The organism is Mesorhizobium sp. LMG 17147, from assembly GCF_024297145.1.
GTDB lineage: Bacteria > Pseudomonadota > Alphaproteobacteria > Rhizobiales > Rhizobiaceae > Mesorhizobium.
Genome location: NZ_JANCTC010000015.1, coordinates 53,318 through 72,041, shown reverse-complemented (window position 1 = coordinate 72,041; position 18,724 = coordinate 53,318). Strand labels below are relative to the sequence as shown.

Here is an 18,724-nt window from a genome sequence, read left to right as displayed (position 1 = left end):
CTGTCGGGAAGTTGCGCGCTCAAGCCAAGCGAATGCGCGGATCGACAATAGCGACGACAATGTCGGCGATCAGGTTTCCAAGCAGAACGAGGATGGCGGAGAACATCAGCAGCCCCATCACAACCGGATAGTCGCTGTAACCAAGGCTATCGAGGAACAACCGTCCCATTCCTGGCCAGGTAAAGACGGTTTCGGTCACGAGCGCGCCGGTAAGGACGCTGGGAAGCTGCATCCCGGCCAAGGTAATCATCGGCAAAAGTGCGTTGCCGACGACATGCTTCATCAGAATCCGGCGTTCACTCAACCCTTTGGCCCGGGCCGTCTTGACGAAGTCCTGGCTAATGGCGTCGAGAGTCGCCGTCCGCATGTAGCGGCTCCAGATCGCGACATGGACCAGCGACAGCACGATACTTGGCAGGATCAGATGGTGGAGATAGCCCAGGATCGAGGCATCGCCGATCTCGGACATATTGCCCGCGGGCAGCCAGCCCAGCTTCAGGGAAAAGACGTAGATGCCGACGAGTCCGAACCAGAAGGTGGGGACCGACAAGGCGACCATGGCGCCGACAGTTGCAAGATAGTCGAACAGCGAGTAGCGGCGCGTGGCGCCGCGGATTCCGATCCAGGCGCCAATGGAGATTGCAATCACGGTTGAGGAACCCATCAGCAGCAGCGTGGCAAAGAGATGGCTGCCTATGACGTCCAAGACCGGCGCTCCGTCGCGGAAGGAGTGACCCCAGTCGCCCCGCACCAGCCGCCATGCCCAGTCCAGATATTGGATCCATATAGGACGATCGAGGCCCAGCAGCCCCTTGAGACGCTCGATATCCTGCTGGGTCATTCCGGGATCGAGCCCGAATTGGGCTAGCGGGCCGCCGGGAAGGAGGTTCAGAATGCCGAAGCCGATGATCGAAACGATCACAAGCAGCACCAGGCTCTGCAAGAGGCGATTGAGCAGGAAGCCGCGCATTCGAGTCCCTCCATTGTGGGTTGATGATTTTCGTCTGTTGCCGCCGCCGCGGCGGAATCGGGCTGGGCGGCGGCAACTGCGTCTAGGCCTTCCACTTCCAGGCCGCGGCATTCCACGACGCGGTGCGGGTGTTGGCGTTGGGCTCGAAGCCGTCCAACCCCTTCTTGCGCCCGAGGACGATTGAGTACGCGAACAGCGGCAGGAAGGGCAGATCGTGGCGCACGACTTCCTGCACACGATTGTAGATCGCGCGCCGTTCTTCCGGATCGAAGCTGCGAGCACCTTTTTCGAGCAGAGCATCGACCTCAGGATTGGAATATTGCCCGGTGTTCGAACCGTGTCCGCCTTGAGCGGCGATTGCCTTCGTATGGAGCCGGTTTGTGGCGTCGGGGTCCGCGGCAATCAGATAGGTGACGCCCACCATGGCGGTGTCGAATTGCGATTTCAGCCAGAACTCGCCCCACATGACTGCAGCCGGCAAATTCGAGATCGTCATCTCGACGCCTATCTCGGCAAACGTCTGCTGCAGGAACTGCTGCGTCTGCTCGCGCAGGTTGTTGCCGGAAGTTGTCGAGTTCGAGAAGGACAGTCGCACCCCATCCTTGGCGCGGATTCCATCCGGTCCCGGCACCCAGCCGGCCTCATCGAGGATTTGGCGCGCCCGGTCCAGATTGAATTCCTGAACCGGCAGGTTCGGGTCATAGTAGTAGGACTCCTTCGGCATGAAGGTCTCGGTGAGGGTACCCACCCCGTAATAGATCGTGTCGACAATCGCCTTCCTGTCCAACGCGGCGTAGAGCGCCTGGCGCACTGCCAGGTCCTTGAACTGCGGGCGGCCCAAATTGAGGTAGATCGACTCCAGGGATGCCCCTGTCTCCAGTGTCACTACGCGGTCTGGCAGTTCGCGGGCTTCAGTATAATGGTCGGCGGTGATGAACGACTGATCGACAAGGTCCACGTCGCCGCTCTTGAACTGAGTGTAGAGCACGGTCATGTCGGGGATGTATTTGAAGATGAGCTGCTCGACATAGGGACCTTCGCCGGCGTACTCAGGATTGGCGACGAGCTCGATATGATCGCCCGCAACACGCTGGCCCCATTTGAATGCTCCGGTGCCGACCGGCGCCTGGTTGAACGCGGCTGTATTCGGATCGGCTTCTTTCCCCAGAATGTGCTTGGGCACGATGAAGGTTTCGGCCAAGAACGAAAGATAGGGCGCGAAGGCCTCCTTCATCCGCCATGTGATCTCGGTGGGCGAAACCACTGTGATGTCCTGCACGAGCGAATGGCCGCTCGTGCGCCAAGCCCGAAACTTCGGGTTCGTGATGAGCTCAAGGGTGAATTTCACGTCTTCGGCCGTGAAGGGCTCACCGTCGTGCCAGCGGGCATTGTCACGCAACCGGATGCGCCAGTTGAGACCGTCCTCCGAAATGCCGCCGTTCTTCTGGCTTGGCACCTCGGCCGCGAGGTTTGGATGTAGGCCACCTTGGGGATCCATGCGGACCAGCGCGTCGAAAACCGAGAAATGGATCGCGTCATCGACTTCGATATGCGCCATCAGCGGATTGAACACGGTCGGCTCTTGGGAGAGGCCGACGACGACGCGCCCGGCCGGCCCTGCCGGAGGGGTCTTGGCGAAGGCGGGCTTGCCCAACAGATTGGGCGCGATGAGGCCTGCAGCCCCACCTATCGCCATCAGTCGCAGCGCTTCGCGCCTCGAGTAGTTGGACGTAGTCGATGAATTTTTGGTCATGGTAGTTCCTCTCTTGTTATTTCTTATGCGTTTGCTGCTACTGGACCGGCATTGCCCGGCCGCTCTCCTGGAATCGCCGCTACCAGTTGGCGCGTGTAGGCTGCTTGCGGGTTCAGGAATATTTGCGAGGGCGGTCCGCGCTCGACGATCCGGCCCGTCTGCATCACTGCGATTTCGTCGCAGATCTGGCTGGCGACGCGCAGGTCGTGCGTGATGAAGACCATCGACACGCCCGTCTCGCGCTGGATCTGGTCCAGAAGCTGCAGGATCTGCGCCTGGATCGACACGTCGAGTGCGGAGACCGCCTCGTCGGCAATCAACAGCTTCGGCTTGAACATCAGCGCACGAGCGATGCCGATGCGCTGGCGTTGCCCACCCGAGAACTCGTGCGGGTAGCGGCCAAAAGCGCCGGCATCGAGACCGACATGGGCCAGAAGCGCACGCGCTTCATCGCGCGCTTGGACATAAGGCATCCCGTGCGCCAGCGGGCCTACCGTCATGATGTGACCGACCGTCGAGCGTGGGTTCAGAGAAGCGAAGGGATCCTGGAAGATCATCTGGATCCTCGGTCGAAGCGGGCGGAACTTCGCTTCGGAAAGCTTGGCTATGTCACAGCCCTCAAACAAGATCCCGCCGCCGTCACTGTCCAGCAGCTTGATCAGCAGCCGGCCCAGCGACGATTTCCCCGAACCGCTCTCGCCTACGACCCCAAGCGTGCGGCCGGGCGCCAGTTCGAACGAAACCTCGTTGACCGCTGTCACAGTCCGTTGCGCGCCGAACAGCGCGCTGCCACCGCGATAGGTCTTCACCAGACCCTCAACCTTCAGGATCGGCTCGTTGCTGGCAGCCTCCGGACGAGGGCGATCTTCGCCGGTCAAATGCGGTACGGCTGCAATCAGGCGCTGGGTATAAGGGTGCTTGGGCGACTTCAACACCTGCTCGGCGCTGCCTTGTTCGACGACATGGCCCTTCTCCATCACCACGACGCTGTCGGCGATCTCGGCCACCACGCCGAAATCGTGGGTGATGAACATCACGCTCATGCCCTTGCGCCGCTGAATGTCACGGATCAGTTGCAGGATCTGAGCCTGGGTGGTGACGTCGAGCGCAGTGGTCGGCTCATCCGCAATCAGAACCGTCGGCTCGAGCGCCAAGGCCATGGCGATCATGACGCGCTGGCGCTGCCCGCCCGAAAGCCGGAACGGGTACTGGTAATACATGAGTTCGGGATCTGGCAGGCCTACTTCAGTGAGCAGTTCGATTGCGCGGTTGCGACAGGTTTGTGGCGTGCCGAAGCCGTGCGCGGCCATGACCTCGTCAATCTGCGCGCCCACCGTCATCAGGGGATTGAGCGCCGAGAGCGGGTCCTGAAAGATCATCGACACGACCCGCCCACGCAGGTTGCGCAGCTTGTCTGGCGACATGCCAACGATGTTCATCCCTTCCAGCTGGATGACACCCGATGAGAGGCGGATCACCTTCGGCAGAAGCCCCATGATCGCGTTCGCCGTCACCGACTTACCCGATCCGGACTCGCCTATGATGCAAAGGATCTGGCCGCGTTTCAGATCGAAGGAAATGTCCTTGACAGCATGGGTCCGTTCCATGCCTTGCGGCAAATTCACTGTGAGGTCGCGCACCGAAAGCGCCACATCGTGGGGGGCTACAGCCTGGATGCTTGCGATCATCGAGATCACCTCCCCTTTCAACCGAGCGCGTCCACCCTGTTGCGGACCGCTTCATCGCCCTTTGAGCAGAAGCGCCTGACCCTAGCGGCCGTAGTCCGGCCTTCTCGGCGCTTCGCGCGCTGAGGCTGCGAGAGACGGGCTCTGCTCATCCTGGCGGCTCCTTATGAAATCCGGTCCGTGTACCGGACTCTGTTCCCTTTTTTCTTGGAGAACTCTCCGAAGGGGCAAGCCTTGCCTGTCGAATGTCCTCTGGAGCCTGCCTGCCAAAAGGAAGGGTTGCTCCGTTCTTGCAGCCAGTTTGACTGTTCTGTTTCCGCAGAGTCTTCGAAACTTGGCCCTCGGGCGGCAGGAACTTCTGAAAAGAACATCCAGTTCGGCATTTCACTCTGTTCCCGTTTCGGCGCGGAAACCGGGATCCGGCAACCATATCCTTCATTCGGCAATACGCTCACTAGGGATGGGACCAAGGCTTTCCGGTGTACATCGACACCATTTGCGGGCCATGGCGCCCAAACGGATTGGTGACCGTGCGGCCCATCGCAATGTCGGCCAAGGCGCTGCCGATCAAGCTCGACGACTGCGCCGTGTGCCGCCCATGCCGCAGATGACGCGACTGCATGAAGTGTACTCCCGCTTGCCCGCGCAGCGAGCTTTTCGCGCAATAATTGCCTGTCTTGGGGGCTGCTAAACGCAGGAAATTCCGTCCAGGCACAAACTCCGCAGTCTGCCTCTGCGGGCGGCAGGTTAGGATGCTTCAAATTACCGGAGTCCCATCCATGCCCGCGCCGCTCATGCATATCGACTGCAGCCCTTCCCTCCCTCGCGAGGCGGACGTCGTCGTCATCGGCGGCGGGGTGGTGGGCGTGTTCAGCGCTTACTATCTGGCGCGCCGCGGCCTCAAGGTCGCCCTGGTGGAGAAGGGGCGTATCGCGGCCGAGCAGTCCAGCCGCAACTGGGGTTGGTGCCGCCAGCAGAACCGCGATGCGCGTGAGCTGCCGATGGCGACCAAGAGCCTCGACCTCTGGGAGAAGGTAGCACAGGAGACCAGCCAAGACACCGGCTTTCGCCGCTGCGGGCTCCTCTATCTCTCACAAGACGAAAATGAGCTGGCAGGCTGGGCAAAGTGGCGCGATTTTGCGAGAACGGTCGGCGTCACCACGCACATGCTGAGCGCGGAAGAAGCCACCGAACGGGGCAGAGCGACGCGCCGCAAATGGAAAGGTGGCGTGTTCTCGCCAACCGACGGAACGGCGGACCCTTCCAAGGCAGTGCCGGTTGCGGCGCGTGGCATCATGGCGGCGGGAGGCACCGTACATCAGCACTGCGCGGCGCGCGGGCTGGAATTGAGCGCCGGCCGGGTGAGCGCTGTCGTGACCGAAGCGGGTAGCATCCGGACAAAGACCGTGGTCATGGCCGGGGGCGCGTGGGCGTCTTCCTTCTGCAACCAGCTCGGTGTGCGTTTTCCGCAAGCTGCCGTGCGTCAGTCCATTCTGGCCGTGGCGCCAGGCGCAAACGGTCTGCCAGATGCCCTGCATACCGCTCGCATCTCCCTGACGCGGCGCAGCAACGGTGGATATACGCTGGCGATCAGCGGTCGGGCGCGTGTCGATCCAACGCCGCAACAGTTCAGGTTCAGCCGCGAGTTTGTACCGATGTTCGCCCGCCGCTGGCGCAATCTCGCCCCGGGCGCCTTCGAGGGCTGGCGTCAGGGCCACGAAAGCCTGCGCAAATGGACCCTCGACGACATCACGCCAATGGAACGGAACCGGATTCTCGACCCGAAGCCCGACATGGGGCAGATTCGGCTGACATATCGAAGAGCCTGCGAATTGATCCCCGAACTCCAACGGGTCGCGATCTCCGATGTGTGGGCGGGTTATATCGACAGTACACCCGACGGCATTCCCGCAGTCGGCGAAGTGGAGGGGATTCCGGGCTTCATCCTGGCGGCGGGATTCAGCGGTCACGGCTTCGGGATTGGCCCCGGCGCGGGGCATATGATCGCTGACATCATCACAGGCAGCGAGCCTATTGTCGATCCGCGTCCTTATAGGCCCGAGCGTCTGAAGGCCGCTGCGTGGGGCAAGGTCGCTGAATTCTGAGAAGACCGTCTTGCCAACATACAACCGATCGCACACCAGATTGAGGTCACGAGGCGACCAGCACCAAAAAACAGGGAAGTAACGATGCGCGAATATGAGATTGCCGCCATTCCTGCCGACGGGATCGGCCCAGAGGTGATTGCCGCAGGTCTCCAGGCGCTTGAGGCGCTGCAGCAGCGCTGCGGCGACTTCAAGCTGCGCGTCCAGCACTTCGACTGGGGCTCAGACTACTACAAGGCCCATGGTCGGATGATGCCCGAAGATGGCGTGGCGCAACTGAAGCGCTTCGACGCCATCTTCTTTGGCGCGGTGGGCGCTCCCGACCTGCCCGACGATATCACGCTCTGGGGCCTCCGGCTGCCGATTTGCCAAGGCTTCGATCAATACGCGAACGTGCGGCCGACAAGGATATTGCCCGGGATTGTTTCTCCGCTGGCGGGTGTTGGCCCTGGCGATCTGGATTGGGTGATCGTGCGGGAGAATTCCGAGGGCGAGTATTCGGGCCACGGCGGCCGCGCCCATCGCGGCCTCCCCGAGGAGGTCGGAACCGAGGTCGCGATCTTCACGCGCGTCGGCGTCACCCGCATCATGCGCTATGCATTCCGGCTGGCGCAGTCACGGCCGCGAAAGCTCCTGACCGTGGTTACGAAATCCAACGCGCAGCGTCACGGCATGGTAATGTGGGACGAAATCGCAGCCGAGGTGGCGCAAGAGTTCCCTGACGTCGCGTGGGACAAGATGCTAGTCGATGCTATGACAGTGCGTATGACGTTGAAACCTCGGAGCCTCGACACGATCGTCGCCACCAATCTTCACGCCGACATATTGTCGGACCTTGCAGGCGCGCTCGCGGGCAGTCTCGGCGTTGCACCGACCGCCAACATTGATCCCGAGCGTCGCTATCCCTCGATGTTCGAGCCAATTCACGGCTCGGCATTCGACATCGCCGGCAAGGGTATTGCCAACCCGGTCGCCACCTTCTGGACCGCTGCCCAGATGCTCGAACATCTGGGCGAGAGCGCAGCGGCCTTGCGGTTGATGAGCGCTGTGGAAACGGTGACGAGTGAAGGCGTGCTGACGCCGGACGTGGGAGGGACAGCGACCACGCAGGAAGTGACGGACGCCGTCTGCCGAGCGATCCGCGGTTCGAACATGTGACAGGTTTCCAATGAAGCTCGACAAGATCGACATCAAGATCTTATCCCAACTGCAAAAGAACGGGCGAGTCACGAATGTCGAGCTTGCCGACCTTGTCAACCTTTCGCCGAGCCCTTGCCTGATGCGGGTGAAGAAGCTTCAGGCGGAAGGCTTCATCACCGGCTATTCCGCCCAGATCGACGTGTCCAAGCTCGGACAGACTCTAACGATCTTCACCGAAGTCACGCTCAAGCACCATCAACAGAACGACTTCGCGAGATTTCTCACCGCAATTCAGAAAGTCGATTCTGTCATCGAATGCCATCTGGTGTCAGGCGGATACGACTATCTTGTGAAGTTTGTCACAGCAGGCATCAGCGAGTACCAGACGATTATGGAGCGCATGATCGAACTGGATATCGGAATCGACAAATATTTCAGCTTCGTCGTGCTGAAGTCACCGATCGTGAAATCCCATTTGCCTCTCGACATCATTTTCGACAAATGAGAATGCAGCTCCGGCTCGGTCCTCAAGCGGCGGGCGCTCGTGCCAAGCTCCATCTTGTTGCGCGCGGCATTTGTCGAATGACGATGTCACGTTTCGGGGGAGGCCGTCATTGCCACCCTGTCCTCAAATGGCTTGAATATGAATGATGTATACGCAGGTAGCGCGCACAGCTTGCGGAGTTGCGACAATCTCGCCTCGGGTCACAGTTGGAGCAAAGGCAACAGGCGAAAAGATGAACAAGATTGACACTTTGATCCACCGAAGAGCTGACGATCGCCGGATGACTGCGCAAGCCTGTGTATCGCGTATTCTCCGGGACGCCAAAGCCCGCGGCGTCGATATCTCTGTTGTCGGATCCCTCGCGAAAAACCGTTTCCGCGTCCACTCTGACGTAGATCTGCTGGTGCACGGACGCACTGATCCCGCGCGCCGGGCCATGGTGGAGCGCTTGGTCGCAGACCAGCTTCGGGGAATGAACATTCCCTATGACCTGATCTTTGCCTCAGACGTTTCGTCCGAACGAGTGCAGGAATTGCTTAATGGCAGCGTTTAAGCATCCGGCGTTCGCAAAACTGTCGCCAAAAATCGACCGCGCTGCGAAGGAACTGCAGCAAGCGAGGAATATCTGGCGAATCGGAGTGAGCTGTCACTCGGCGAATGGGGCGCGATCGCAGCAGTTCGCTGGGAGTCCACAATGGCTACAACAGCATCGAGGACATCCTGCTCAGCCTCTCCAACGACATAGACGGCCTCGTTCCCCAAGGGCCTACGATGCACCAGGACGTGCTCGATCAGATGTCGGCGGAAATTGCAGGCATCCGGCCGGCTGTGCTCGACCCCGAGCTTTATCAGTCCTTGAGTGAGTTAAAGGGATTCCGTCACTTGGTGAGGCATCGGTACGGTTTTGACCTGAAAACCGACAAGGTGCAGGAAAGCCTCGACAGGGTAAAAGAGGCATTTCCGTCTTTCGTAGAGGCCATTGTTTACTTGGAAAGCACTCTTACTGAGGAAAACACGCACGGCAGTGATGGCGGCGGCGACGGCTCAGGGGGCCGGGCATCTGGTGGACCCTGAACCAATGGCTCAGTCGTGTGCGCCGGAAGAGATTCTGCGGGCGTTGACCCCTGAGAATTGTCGGCTGGTGGCGCTGATCCATCGGTATCGACCGCAAAGCATCTCGGAATTGTGCAGGTTGGCGGCGCGTCCGCAGCCGAACGTATCCCGCTCCTTGGCGGCCCTTGAGCGGGCGGGAATTGTCTCAATGGCGGGCTCTAGGCCAAAGAGACCCGAACTCGCCGTGCAACGAGTCACGATCGACCTCGCTGAGCTTCAGAATGGCCGATGCGAGGTCGACGATTCGTGGAGACAAATCGCCCGACCATCATCTTTGCTGCGCGATGGGTGACAGGGGCAAAAGTCGATCAGTGGTGCGCCGCTGACCAGGTTTGGCAAGTGGCGGACGTGAAGCCTCGGTGACGCCGAGCCAAGCGTTCGTACAGCGGAGAAAGAAGCGTCTGGGCTGATACTTAGGCCGGGACACATGCGAAAAACCCGGACGGCGTGAGTTTAGCCCTGGTCAATGCAATGCGCCCGCTGATCATGCCTTCATCGCTGCCCGCACATCCTTATCTTCGAGTGTTTGGTCCAGCGTCATCCGCGTGCGTTCGAGGATTCCATCGATATCGTCCTCGGTGCAGCAGAGCGGCGGCGCAAAGCCGAGGATGCCGCTGTTGAAGGCACGGATGACAAGGCCGTTTGCCCACGCGCGCTCGAAGATGCGGCGCCCCGGATCGGCCGCCGCCGGCAGCGGTGTCTTGCGTGCCTTATCGGTGACCAACTCGATTGCTGCCAGCATGCCGCGACCGCGAACGTCGCCAACCAGCGGGTGGTCGCCGAGCGAGCGAAGGCCTTCCATTAAGCGCTTCCCCACCTTCCGCCCGTTCTCGAGCAGGCCATCTTCATAGAGACGCAGGCATTCGAGCCCGACGGCCGCGCTCACGGGATGGGCCGAATAAGTATAGCCATGGCCGACAGCCGCCTTGCCGGCTCCGTCCGCGATCGTATTATACACATGGTCCGACATGAAGACGGCGCCCATCGGCACGTAGCCCGAGGTCAGTCCCTTCGCCGTGGTCATGAAATCCGGCACGACCTCGTCTTCCTCACAGGCGAAGAGAGGGCCTGTGCGGCCAAACGCAGTGATAACTTCGTCGGCAACGAACAGAATGTCGTGTTCCTTGCACACGGCATGCAGAGCCTTCAGCCAACCTGTCGGAGGAACGAGGACACCGCCCGAACCCTGGATTGGTTCGGCGTAGAAGGCCGCAACGCGGCCCGCGCCGAGTTCTGCAATTTTGGCCCGCAGGGCCGCGACCGATGCGCCGATGATCGCCTGCGGATCGGAACCGACTGGATTGCGATAGGCGTAGTGCGAGGGAATCTTGTGCTGCCAGTCGTAAGGCACGCCGAAACCCGCGTGAAAGGCCGGGATCGCTGTCAGACCTGACCCTGCCGTCGAGGATCCATGGTAGCCGTGCTCGACCGAGATGAACTGGTCCTTTTGCGGCGTACCCTTGGCATGGTAGTAATAGCGAATGAAGCGGATCGTACTGTCGACCGCGTCGGAGCCGCCAAGCGTGAAATAGACATGGTTCAAATCGCCGGGCGCCAGCTCGGCAAGCCTGGCAGCAAGGCGAATGGCAGGCTCGGATCCCAACCCGAAATATCCCGTCGCATAGGGAAGCTCTCTTAGCTGCTTTGCCGCTGCTTCAATGACGCTTTCCTGGCCATATCCGATATTTACACACCATAGACCGGCGAATCCGTCCAGCAGGGTTTTCCCGCTTGCATCGGTCACGGTTGCGCCTTTGGCGGATTTGAGCACCCGCACGCCCGTCTCCTCGTGGCTTCGATAGCAGGAAAACGGGTGAACCAGATGTGCGCGATCGAGTTCGATCAGTGAGCTTGCCAGCATTTGCTTCCTCCGATTCAGCGTAGTGCCTGACTTACGAGAGCGTAAGTCCGGTGTGGTGCGGTTTCGTCCTTCAGCTCGTTTTCCAGCGTGATCTGCTGCGCGGTCACGGTTCATTTCGGGCCTGAATTCGCCTAGGCCGAAGATACCCCGCCGCGGGCAGCAGTTCCTCCCGACCAGAACCTGAGCGATGGGCGTTTTGACTTTCCTTTGTCGCCGGCGCCGCATCTTATGCCGACGCACGGCTGAAGGATCGCGCTCCCGCCGAAGCTCGAAACGAACTCAGGCGCAACTCTCTGCCAAAGCTCTCACGCAATACAAAACAATCTGCTTCAGGGCGCATCGAATGCGGCGACTAGTCTTCTGCGGTCCTCATTATGATCCTTGCTGTTAAAGGCACGCGGTGCCGACAGGATTGGAAGGATCGACGCCCATGACCCAGTTCAGACCGAAATACATCACCTTCGACTGCTATGGTACGCTGACCAACTTCGACATGGCCGGTGCGGCGAGACGCGTTTTCGGCGCGCAGCTCTCCCCGGCTGGGATGGCGCAGTTCATCAAGGATTTCTCGGCCTATCGCCTCGACGAGGTTCTTGGCGCCTGGAAGCCGTACGGCGAGGTCGTGCACAATTCCGTGGAACGGACCTGCAAGCGCAACGGCGTCGCATTCCGGCCCGAAGATGCCCAGCGCATCTATGCGGAAGCGCCGACGTGGGGTCCGCACCCGGATGTACCGGCGGGCCTGGCCAAGGTCGCCAAGGAGATTCCGCTGGTGATCCTGTCGAACTCCATGAAGAGCCTGATCATGTCGAATGTGGAAAAGCTCGGCGCACCCTTTCACATGGTCATCACGGCTGAGGAGACCGGCGCCTACAAGCCCCAGATGAAGGGCTTCGAATATATGCTCGAGAAGCTAGGCTGCGGCCCGGAGGACATCACACATGTGTCGTCTTCATTCCGCTACGATCTCATGACGGCTTATGATCTTGGCATCAAGAGCAAGGTCTGGGTGAACCGCGGCCATGAACCTGCGAACCCCTTCTACGAATATACCGAAATCAAGGATATCGGGGGTCTGGCCGGCGCCGTCGGGCTGGAGCCTGTTCGGGAATTCGCCTGAACTTTGTTTGCTGGCGCAGTCGCACCAGACTGAGGCGCTCCCAAAACGTTAATAGTCATTGGTCGCGATAGAGAAAGGGGCGGTTTTCACCGCCCCTTTCTTGTGGTTCCAACGCTTTAGAGCTGCAAGTGTTTCCACCTGCGTGCAAGATAACTAGTTAAGCCCGCCAACATGAAGCGCCTTGACCTCGAGATATTCCTCGATGCCGAGCTGCGATCCTTCGCGCCCCACTCCTGACTGCTTGACTCCGCCGAAAGGCGCAACCTCGGTAGAGATCATGCCTGTGTTGAGCCCGACCATACCGAACTCCAGCGCCTCGGCAACACGCCATGAGCGCTTGAGGTTGTCGGTGTAGAAGTAGGCGGCAAGGCCGAACGGCGTACCGTTCGCAATGGCGATGGCCTCTTCCTCCGTCTCGAAGCGAAAAAGCGGCGCCACTGGACCGAACGTCTCTTCCGATGCCAGGAGCATCCCCGCAGTAGCTTCTCCCAGCACGACGGGCCGTGCATATTGCTTACCCTCCGGCATAGTCTCGCTTTGGGCGATGATCTGCGCACCTTTCGCCTGAGCATCGGCGATGTGACGCTCGATCTTGTCGATCGCGGCTGCGTTGATCATCGGGCCGATCTCAGTGCCCTCATCGGTCCCTGCGCCAACCTTCATCCGCGTGACGCGCCGGCTCAGCTTTTCGGCGAAAGCGTCGTAAACGCCTTCCTGCACAAGAATCCGGTTCGCGCAGACGCAGGTTTGACCGCCATTGCGGAACTTGGATGCGATCACCCCTTCAACTGCCTTATCCAGATCGGCGTCATCAAAGACGATAAAGGGTGCGTTGCCGCCAAGCTCCAGGCTCAGCCGCTTGATGCTATCGGACGCGCCACGCATGAGCAGCGCACCGACGCGCGTCGAACCGGTGAACGAGATCTTGCGCACCGTCTGATTGGCCGTCAGTTCGTTGCCGATTTCGACGGGCATGCCGGTCACAATGTTGATCACGCCTGCAGGGATACCTGCCCGTTCCGCCAGAACGCCGAGCGCCAGCGCCGAGAATGGCGTAAATTCCGACGGCTTGATGACAACCGTACAACCTGCGGCCAGCGCCGGTGCTACTTTGCGTGCGATCATCGCGTTGGGGAAATTCCACGGCGTGATGATGGCGCAGACGCCGACGGGTTCTTTCAGCACCAGAATGCGGCGGTCGGCCGTGGGTGACGGAATGGTCGAGCCACCGATCCGGCGCGCCTCCTCCGCGAACCATTTCACAAAAGATGCGCCGTAGCGGATTTCTGCCAACGCCTCGGCAAGCGGCTTGCCCTGTTCCAGCGTCAGCAGGAGCGCGAGATCCTGTTCGTGCTGGCGGATGAGGTCGTGCCAGCGTTCCAGAAATCCTGCACGCTCGGCATGCGTCCTTTTCTTCCAGCCTTTGAAGGCCTCGGCCGCGGCATCGATTGCCGCTCTCGTCTCGTTCTCCCCCATTGCGGGAACCGTGCCGAGAACACTTTGGCTGGCAGGGTCAACGACATCGACCGCGCCCTTCGTTTCCGCATCCCGCCAAACACCGCCAATCAGCGCCTGCTGGCGAAAAAGGTCGGAGTCGTTGAACATGCCACTCTTGGTCATCGCATTCATGGTCTTTTCCTCTTCCCTTTCAGCTTAATCCTGCCAGCACGGCCTGCGTGATCGTTTCGGTCCTGTCCTTGCCTGCGATCGTGCCAATCCCCCGCGCGGTTGCGGACTCGATTGCCGACATCACTTCGGCCGCAGCGTGCCCCTCGCCCAGATGCTCGAGCATCATGGCACCGGACCAGATCGCGGCGATCGGATTGGCGACGCCGAGATGCGCGATGTCGGGCGCCGAACCATGGACCGGCTCGAACATGGAAGGCACGCTGCGATCGGGATTGATATTGGCGGAGGCCGCGTAACCCAGCCCTCCCTGAATGGCCGCTCCAATATCGGTGAGGATGTCGCCGAAAAGGTTCGATGCGACGATTACGTCGAGGCTTTCCGGCACCAGGACCATGCGGGCGGCAATGGCGTCGATGTGGTAGTGCGAGACCTCCACGTCGGCATAGTCTTTCGCCACCTCGCGCGTGACCTCATCCCAAAAAACCATGGAGTGTTTCTGCGCGTTGGATTTGGTGACAGATGCGAGCTTCTTGCGACGCGCCCGCGCCTGTTCGAAACCGAAACGGATGATCCGTTCGACACCCGTACGCGTAAAGATCGCAGTCTCAACCGCGACCTCATCGGCCGTGCCGGAATGAACGCGCCCACCGGCGCCGGAATATTCGCCTTCCGTATTCTCGCGGATGCACAGGATATCGAAACCATCGGAGCGGAGGGGCCCCTGAACGCCCGGCAACAGCCGGTGCGGTCGTATGTTGGCGTACTGCGTGAAGCCTTTCCGGATCGGCAGGAGCAGTCCGTGAAGCGATACTGAGTCGGGCACTTCCGCGGACCAGCCCACAGCGCCGAGATAGATCGCATCGAATTTTCGGAGTGTATCGATGCCGTCTGACGGCATCATTGCACCCGTCTCCAGGTAGTAGGCGCACGACCACGGGAATCTTGTGTCATCGAGGGCGAAGCCGCCCCGCTTAGCCGCCGCCTGCAGCACCTGCCATGCCGCCTGCGTCACGTCCTTGCCGATGCCGTCGCCGGGGATCAGCGCTATCTTGTAGGTCTTCATGGATGGAGGTCCTCACTCGCACTGGCGTCACCGGAACAGTAGTCGACCGCCCGCCGCATTTTCCGTCGAGGTTGAGCCCTCCGACGGCGTCGAATCGCGTCAGGCGGAACCTGGAAAGCCGATTGTTCTGGAACCACCGCGCGCTATTCGGCCGGACCTTCAGCACTGAACTCAGTCATAAACGCAGACGTAGATCTTGCGTACGGTCTCGATCGTGCGCCAGACGCCGACGAAACCGGGTTTCATCACGAAACTGTCGCCGGCGCGGTAAGTCTTGGTCTCACCGCCCTTCTCCTCGATTTCGACGAGACCCGAAACGATATGGCAGAACTCGTAGATAGTGCCCTTGATCGAATGCGTCTCGCCGGGCGTCGCCTCCCAGACGCCGGTCAGAACCTTCTCACCTTTCGAGGCATCCTGCGCCCAGGTCTTGAAGGATGGATTGCCCGAAATGAGCCGCTCCGGAGCCGGTAATGCCTCCTTCGGCGCGAAGTCTGGAACTGTGTCGATCGTGATCAGAAGTGACATGTGATGTTTCCTTGTTAGTAGCCGAGTGTCCGATCGACGAGGCCGATCAGTTCTTCTCCGGCGCGGTGGCGCCGAATGTTGTCGACAACGGATTGTGCCGCCGTATGCGGTTGCGTCACCGAGGCGATGTGCGGCGTTATCATCACCTTCGGATGCGACCACAGCGGATGGTCTTTCGGGAGCGGTTCTGGATCGGTGACATCAAGCATCGCCGCAGATACGTGACCGGTGTCGAGCGCGTCGATCAGCGCGGCCTGGTCCAGTTGCGGACCCCTGCCGACATGCAGCAGCTGCGCCCCGGCGGGCAGTAAGTGGAAGAACTCCGCATCGAGCATGCCGTGCGTTTGTTCCGTGAGCGGGAGCAGGCAGACGAGAATATCCGTTTGCTTCAGAAAGCCCGCGAGTTGATCCGTGCCGTGAAAGCAGGCGACGTCCTCGATCCGCTTTTCGCTGCGGCTCCACCCGGCAAGCTGAAACTGGAACGGCTTCAAGCGCTCGATAGCCGCGCGGGCCAGCATGCCAAGGCCGAGAAAGCCAACCCGGCGTTCGGCCGCCTGTCGAGCGGCAATCGGTTTCCAGAGGCATCTTTTCTGCTGCTCAAGATAAGCGGGCATCTCGCGGTGGAGCGCCAACACGCCGAGCGCAACGTATTCCTGCATCATGCGTATGATGCCGTCCTCGACCATGCGCACAAGCTTCACATGGCTTGGCACTACGTCCTGCTTGAACTGGTCGACGCCCGCGCCGATGGAAAACAGCACTTCCAGATTGCGGTAGCGCGAGATCTCGTCCGGCACCGTCCAGGTGATGAGATAGCGCACCTTCTCCGGCTCCATCTCATCTCCGGAATGGAAGAATTCCAGATCCGGGAGCTCGCGCGCGAATATCTCGCGGAAGACCGCAGCACGCGCCGCATCGGAATTGAAAAGAAACGCCATGGCGACCGCCCTTCCTTCAGGCCGCAAGACGCGCGCCAAGCCCCTCGATCATCTTCCGGCAAGCGGCGAGTTCACCGATCTCGATATACTCATTGGGACGATGGGCACGGCCGATGTCGCCAGGACCGCAAATGATCGCGTCGATGCCGGCCTGCCGGTAAAGCCCGGCCTCCGTGCCGAAGCTGACGGCTATGAGCGGCTCCTGCCCCGTCAGCTCGGTCAGAACGGCCGCTAGCGCGCTCCCGTTCGCGGGCGCGAGGGCGGGATAGGTGCTCAACTCGTGCCACGCCACATCGAAGCCGCTGTCTCGCAGGGCGAAAAGCCGGGTCTTGACAGGCTCAAGCAGGGAGGCTGGAGAAACGCCGGGCACGGCGCGCACCTCGATATCGGCTGTGCATTGGCCAGGGATGATGTTGACCGCCTGTCCACCGGCGATGACGCCCACCTGCAAGGAAGAATATGGGGGCTCGAAATTTTCATCGAGCGGCCCGTCGGCGAGGGACTGGCCGTAGACCACGGCGTATGTGATGACGCTGGCCATGGCGTGCACAGCATTGAGTCCGAGATCGGGGCGTGAGGAATGGCCGGATCGCCCCATCACCTCGAGCCGCGCGGCGGCCTTCCCCTTGTGCGCGCGCACAGGCTGCATCCGGCTCGGCTCGCCGACAATGGCGCCAAGCGGCCTCTCGCATAAGCTCGGCAACGCGGCCAGGAGATGCGGCACACCACGGCACCCCGCCTCTTCGTCATAGGAGAATGCGAGATGAACTGGCTGCCGCAGGTTCATCGCCGCAAGTCCTGGGAGCGCGGCCAATGCGCAGGCGAGGAAGCCCTTCATGTCGGTGGTGCCGCGGCCGTATAGCCTGCCGCCCTCGCGGCGCAGGACGAACGGATCCGAGCTCCATTCCGGCTCGCCGGCCGGCACAACATCCATATGTCCGGAGATGATGTAGCCCCGACCCTGGCGCGGGCCGATCGTCACGAAGAGGTTGGACCGGTCGCCCTCGGGACCGGGCAGAACCGTCACCTCGGCTCCGGCTGCCTGACAGTAGTCGCGGATCCAATCGACGATCGCGCGGTTTGGCGTGCCCACAACAGAGGGAAATCCAATCAGCGTCGCGAGGATTTCTTCCACGTTCATAGCGGTCCGCTCTAATCGCACATTATCACCGGGTGCAACCAGCGTATCCGCAGGCAGCAGAGTTCGCTGCCGAATTGCGTCATGCTTTGGCCGAAGATTGCGAAAAAGCACCTCGAACCAGCGAAACCTGCTGGCTTTCCCGTATAATGCTACGGCAAAAGAGGCATGTCGCGACATGGCGATCGATCACAACGTCACACCGCGTGCCTTGCGCATTTGTTGAAGGATCGACTGAGATGCAGAGATCAGTACGCCTGAAATCCTTCGAACTGGTCGCGCGGGACATCAATGATGTCGACGTTGAGCTGCTGCACGCGCTGTCGATCTCAGTCCGCTGGCCTCATCGGCCGAAGGATTGGAACCTACTGCGTGGCGCCGGCCAGGGCATCGTTGCCGTTGATGGTATTGGGCGCGTTTTCGGCAGCGCGATGTGGTTTCCTCACGGGAACGATTTCGCCACCATCGGCGTAGTGATCACAACGCCCCGCACGCAAGCGCAAGGAGGCGGCCGGTGGCTCATGGACCTAGTCCTCGAGCAGTGCGGCGACCGCAACTTGGCACTCAATGCTACCCATGCTGCCTATCCTCTTTATGTCTCACTCGGTTTCACGACCGAGGCGACTGTATACATGCGCCAGGGGGAAGTCCCACCGATCCTCCCAACAGTGCCGTCCCTGGACGGTCAATTGCAGGCGCTGTCGAGCGACAGGCTGAAGGAAATCACGGCGCTGGACACCCGCGCGTTTGGGACAAACCGCGAGAGGCTGCTCACGTTGCTCGCGGCCGATGCCTCAATCTGCACTTTGAGCCGCGGCAGCGAGATCGTCGGCTATTCCATGTGTCGCGAGTTCGGGCGTGGTCACGTGATCGGCCCGATGGTCGCGCGAAACGATCTCGACGCGGTCCATCTTACAGCCGTGCATCTGAAGGGACTGGCAGGACGATTTGCCCGTGTCGACACCCGCGAGAAGGAAGGCGTCTTTGCCGCGTTTCTCCAGCAGTGCGGCCTCGGCATTGCCGAGACCGTTACGACCATGTCCAAGGGGCGCCGCTTTTTGAACCGGGAAGACAATGGGCCTTGGGTCTATGGATTGGCCGGCCACGCCTTGAGTTGAATGCAAGCACGCTGTCGCCTTCAACCAGCGGTCAGAGGACCAGGTCGATCAGTGCGGG

At 60.8% G+C, this 18,724-nt stretch carries 18 protein-coding genes; 8 read left to right on the top strand and 10 right to left on the bottom strand.

The features are described 5' to 3' along the window. Window positions 1-19 precede the first annotated feature (19 nt). The 4 genes from NMG46_RS22850 to NMG46_RS22835 all read right to left on the bottom strand — a co-directional run bounded on the left by NMG46_RS22850 (window position 20) and on the right by NMG46_RS22835 (window position 5,030). Window positions 20-970 (bottom strand): ABC transporter permease, encoded by a 951-nt coding sequence (locus NMG46_RS22850; protein WP_254819786.1) that lies wholly within the window; start codon window positions 968-970, stop codon window positions 20-22. A gap of 82 nt (window positions 971-1,052) precedes the next feature. Then, on the bottom strand, window positions 1,053-2,723 hold the full coding sequence (locus NMG46_RS22845) for a peptide ABC transporter substrate-binding protein (RefSeq protein WP_254819785.1): 1,671 nt from the start codon (window positions 2,721-2,723) through the stop codon (window positions 1,053-1,055). Window positions 2,724-2,746: 23 nt separating this feature from the next. Then, a complete protein-coding gene (locus NMG46_RS22840; protein WP_254819784.1) occupies window positions 2,747-4,411 on the bottom strand; it encodes an ABC transporter ATP-binding protein in 1,665 nt (554 codons plus the stop codon). Between the two features lie 451 nt (window positions 4,412-4,862). Next, window positions 4,863-5,030: a hypothetical protein gene (locus NMG46_RS22835; protein WP_254819783.1), complete on the bottom strand. Its 168-nt coding sequence runs from the start codon at window positions 5,028-5,030 to the stop codon at window positions 4,863-4,865. A 157-nt stretch (window positions 5,031-5,187) separates the two neighbouring features. Here NMG46_RS22835 and NMG46_RS22830 point away from each other — a divergent pair, with 157 nt between their 5' ends. The 6 genes from NMG46_RS22830 (at window position 5,188) to NMG46_RS30000 (ending at window position 9,563) form a co-directional block, all read left to right on the top strand. Further along, window positions 5,188-6,513, top strand: coding sequence for an FAD-binding oxidoreductase (locus NMG46_RS22830; RefSeq protein ID WP_254819782.1), 1,326 nt, complete (start codon window positions 5,188-5,190; stop codon window positions 6,511-6,513). Between the two features lie 84 nt (window positions 6,514-6,597). Then, on the top strand, window positions 6,598-7,671 hold the full coding sequence (locus tag NMG46_RS22825) for a tartrate dehydrogenase (protein ID WP_254819781.1): 1,074 nt from the start codon (window positions 6,598-6,600) through the stop codon (window positions 7,669-7,671). A gap of 10 nt (window positions 7,672-7,681) precedes the next feature. Next, entirely contained in the window at window positions 7,682-8,158 is a 477-nt protein-coding gene (locus NMG46_RS22820) for an Lrp/AsnC family transcriptional regulator (RefSeq protein ID WP_023718597.1), read from the top strand. 232 nt (window positions 8,159-8,390) lie between these two features. Further along, window positions 8,391-8,711: a nucleotidyltransferase domain-containing protein gene (locus tag NMG46_RS22815; RefSeq protein WP_254819780.1), complete on the top strand. Its 321-nt coding sequence runs from the start codon at window positions 8,391-8,393 to the stop codon at window positions 8,709-8,711. 104 nt (window positions 8,712-8,815) lie between these two features. Then, a complete protein-coding gene (locus NMG46_RS22810; RefSeq protein ID WP_254819779.1) occupies window positions 8,816-9,232 on the top strand; it encodes a hypothetical protein in 417 nt (138 codons plus the stop codon). Then, window positions 9,186-9,563 (top strand): helix-turn-helix domain-containing protein, encoded by a 378-nt coding sequence (locus NMG46_RS30000; protein WP_368389316.1) that lies wholly within the window; start codon window positions 9,186-9,188, stop codon window positions 9,561-9,563. The genes NMG46_RS22810 and NMG46_RS30000 overlap by 47 nt, the downstream gene beginning before the upstream one ends. A gap of 192 nt (window positions 9,564-9,755) precedes the next feature. Here the strand turns inward: NMG46_RS30000 and NMG46_RS22805 are convergent, their stop codons facing one another. Continuing rightward, entirely contained in the window at window positions 9,756-11,132 is a 1,377-nt protein-coding gene (locus tag NMG46_RS22805) for an aspartate aminotransferase family protein (protein ID WP_254819778.1), read from the bottom strand. A gap of 430 nt (window positions 11,133-11,562) precedes the next feature. Here NMG46_RS22805 and NMG46_RS22800 point away from each other — a divergent pair, with 430 nt between their 5' ends. Beyond that, complete coding sequence (locus NMG46_RS22800) at window positions 11,563-12,252, top strand: haloacid dehalogenase type II (RefSeq protein ID WP_254819777.1); 690 nt, start codon at window positions 11,563-11,565, stop codon at window positions 12,250-12,252. Between the two features lie 153 nt (window positions 12,253-12,405). On the opposite strand, the gene NMG46_RS22795 is transcribed toward NMG46_RS22800, so the two are convergent. The 5 genes from NMG46_RS22795 to argE form a co-directional block, all read right to left on the bottom strand. Continuing rightward, window positions 12,406-13,881 carry an NAD-dependent succinate-semialdehyde dehydrogenase gene (locus tag NMG46_RS22795; RefSeq protein WP_254819776.1) on the bottom strand — a complete coding sequence of 492 codons (1,476 nt, stop codon included), beginning with the start codon at window positions 13,879-13,881 and terminating at the stop codon, window positions 12,406-12,408. Window positions 13,882-13,900: 19 nt separating this feature from the next. Next, window positions 13,901-14,944, bottom strand: coding sequence for a tartrate dehydrogenase (locus tag NMG46_RS22790; RefSeq protein WP_254819775.1), 1,044 nt, complete (start codon window positions 14,942-14,944; stop codon window positions 13,901-13,903). A 171-nt stretch (window positions 14,945-15,115) separates the two neighbouring features. After that, on the bottom strand, window positions 15,116-15,472 hold the full coding sequence (locus NMG46_RS22785; protein ID WP_023678793.1) for a cupin domain-containing protein: 357 nt from the start codon (window positions 15,470-15,472) through the stop codon (window positions 15,116-15,118). A gap of 14 nt (window positions 15,473-15,486) precedes the next feature. After that, the gene (locus NMG46_RS22780) at window positions 15,487-16,410 is read right to left on the bottom strand and encodes a glyoxylate/hydroxypyruvate reductase A (RefSeq protein WP_254819774.1); all 924 of its coding nucleotides are present in this window, start codon (window positions 16,408-16,410) and stop codon (window positions 15,487-15,489) included. Between the two features lie 16 nt (window positions 16,411-16,426). Continuing rightward, entirely contained in the window at window positions 16,427-17,551 is a 1,125-nt protein-coding gene (gene argE / locus NMG46_RS22775; RefSeq protein WP_254819773.1) for an acetylornithine deacetylase, read from the bottom strand. Between the two features lie 236 nt (window positions 17,552-17,787). On the opposite strand from argE, the gene NMG46_RS22770 reads away from it, so the two are divergent. After that, window positions 17,788-18,666, top strand: coding sequence for a GNAT family N-acetyltransferase (locus NMG46_RS22770; RefSeq protein ID WP_254819772.1), 879 nt, complete (start codon window positions 17,788-17,790; stop codon window positions 18,664-18,666). The last annotated feature ends 58 nt before the right edge of the window (window positions 18,667-18,724 follow it).

Excerpts from the sequence above, each read along its gene's own strand:
- NMG46_RS22830 (WP_254819782.1), top strand. The coding sequence starts at position 5,188 with ATGCCCGCGCCGCTCATGCATATCGACTGCAGCCCTTCCCTCCCTCGC.
- NMG46_RS22805 (WP_254819778.1), bottom strand. The coding sequence starts at position 11,132 with ATGCTGGCAAGCTCACTGATCGAACTCGATCGCGCACATCTGGTTCAC.
- NMG46_RS22850 (WP_254819786.1), bottom strand. The coding sequence starts at position 970 with ATGCGCGGCTTCCTGCTCAATCGCCTCTTGCAGAGCCTGGTGCTGCTT.
- NMG46_RS22835 (WP_254819783.1), bottom strand. The coding sequence starts at position 5,030 with ATGCAGTCGCGTCATCTGCGGCATGGGCGGCACACGGCGCAGTCGTCG.
- NMG46_RS22810 (WP_254819779.1), top strand. The coding sequence starts at position 8,816 with ATGGGGCGCGATCGCAGCAGTTCGCTGGGAGTCCACAATGGCTACAAC.
- NMG46_RS30000 (WP_368389316.1), top strand. The coding sequence starts at position 9,186 with ATGGCGGCGGCGACGGCTCAGGGGGCCGGGCATCTGGTGGACCCTGAA.
- NMG46_RS22825 (WP_254819781.1), top strand. The coding sequence starts at position 6,598 with ATGCGCGAATATGAGATTGCCGCCATTCCTGCCGACGGGATCGGCCCA.
- NMG46_RS22790 (WP_254819775.1), bottom strand. The coding sequence starts at position 14,944 with ATGAAGACCTACAAGATAGCGCTGATCCCCGGCGACGGCATCGGCAAG.
- NMG46_RS22770 (WP_254819772.1), top strand. The coding sequence starts at position 17,788 with ATGCAGAGATCAGTACGCCTGAAATCCTTCGAACTGGTCGCGCGGGAC.
- NMG46_RS22815 (WP_254819780.1), top strand. The coding sequence starts at position 8,391 with ATGAACAAGATTGACACTTTGATCCACCGAAGAGCTGACGATCGCCGG.
- NMG46_RS22795 (WP_254819776.1), bottom strand. The coding sequence starts at position 13,881 with ATGAATGCGATGACCAAGAGTGGCATGTTCAACGACTCCGACCTTTTT.
- NMG46_RS22820 (WP_023718597.1), top strand. The coding sequence starts at position 7,682 with ATGAAGCTCGACAAGATCGACATCAAGATCTTATCCCAACTGCAAAAG.
- NMG46_RS22845 (WP_254819785.1), bottom strand. The coding sequence starts at position 2,723 with ATGACCAAAAATTCATCGACTACGTCCAACTACTCGAGGCGCGAAGCG.
- NMG46_RS22800 (WP_254819777.1), top strand. The coding sequence starts at position 11,563 with ATGACCCAGTTCAGACCGAAATACATCACCTTCGACTGCTATGGTACG.
- NMG46_RS22840 (WP_254819784.1), bottom strand. The coding sequence starts at position 4,411 with ATGATCGCAAGCATCCAGGCTGTAGCCCCCCACGATGTGGCGCTTTCG.
- NMG46_RS22785 (WP_023678793.1), bottom strand. The coding sequence starts at position 15,472 with ATGTCACTTCTGATCACGATCGACACAGTTCCAGACTTCGCGCCGAAG.
- argE (WP_254819773.1), bottom strand. The coding sequence starts at position 17,551 with ATGAACGTGGAAGAAATCCTCGCGACGCTGATTGGATTTCCCTCTGTT.
- NMG46_RS22780 (WP_254819774.1), bottom strand. The coding sequence starts at position 16,410 with ATGGCGTTTCTTTTCAATTCCGATGCGGCGCGTGCTGCGGTCTTCCGC.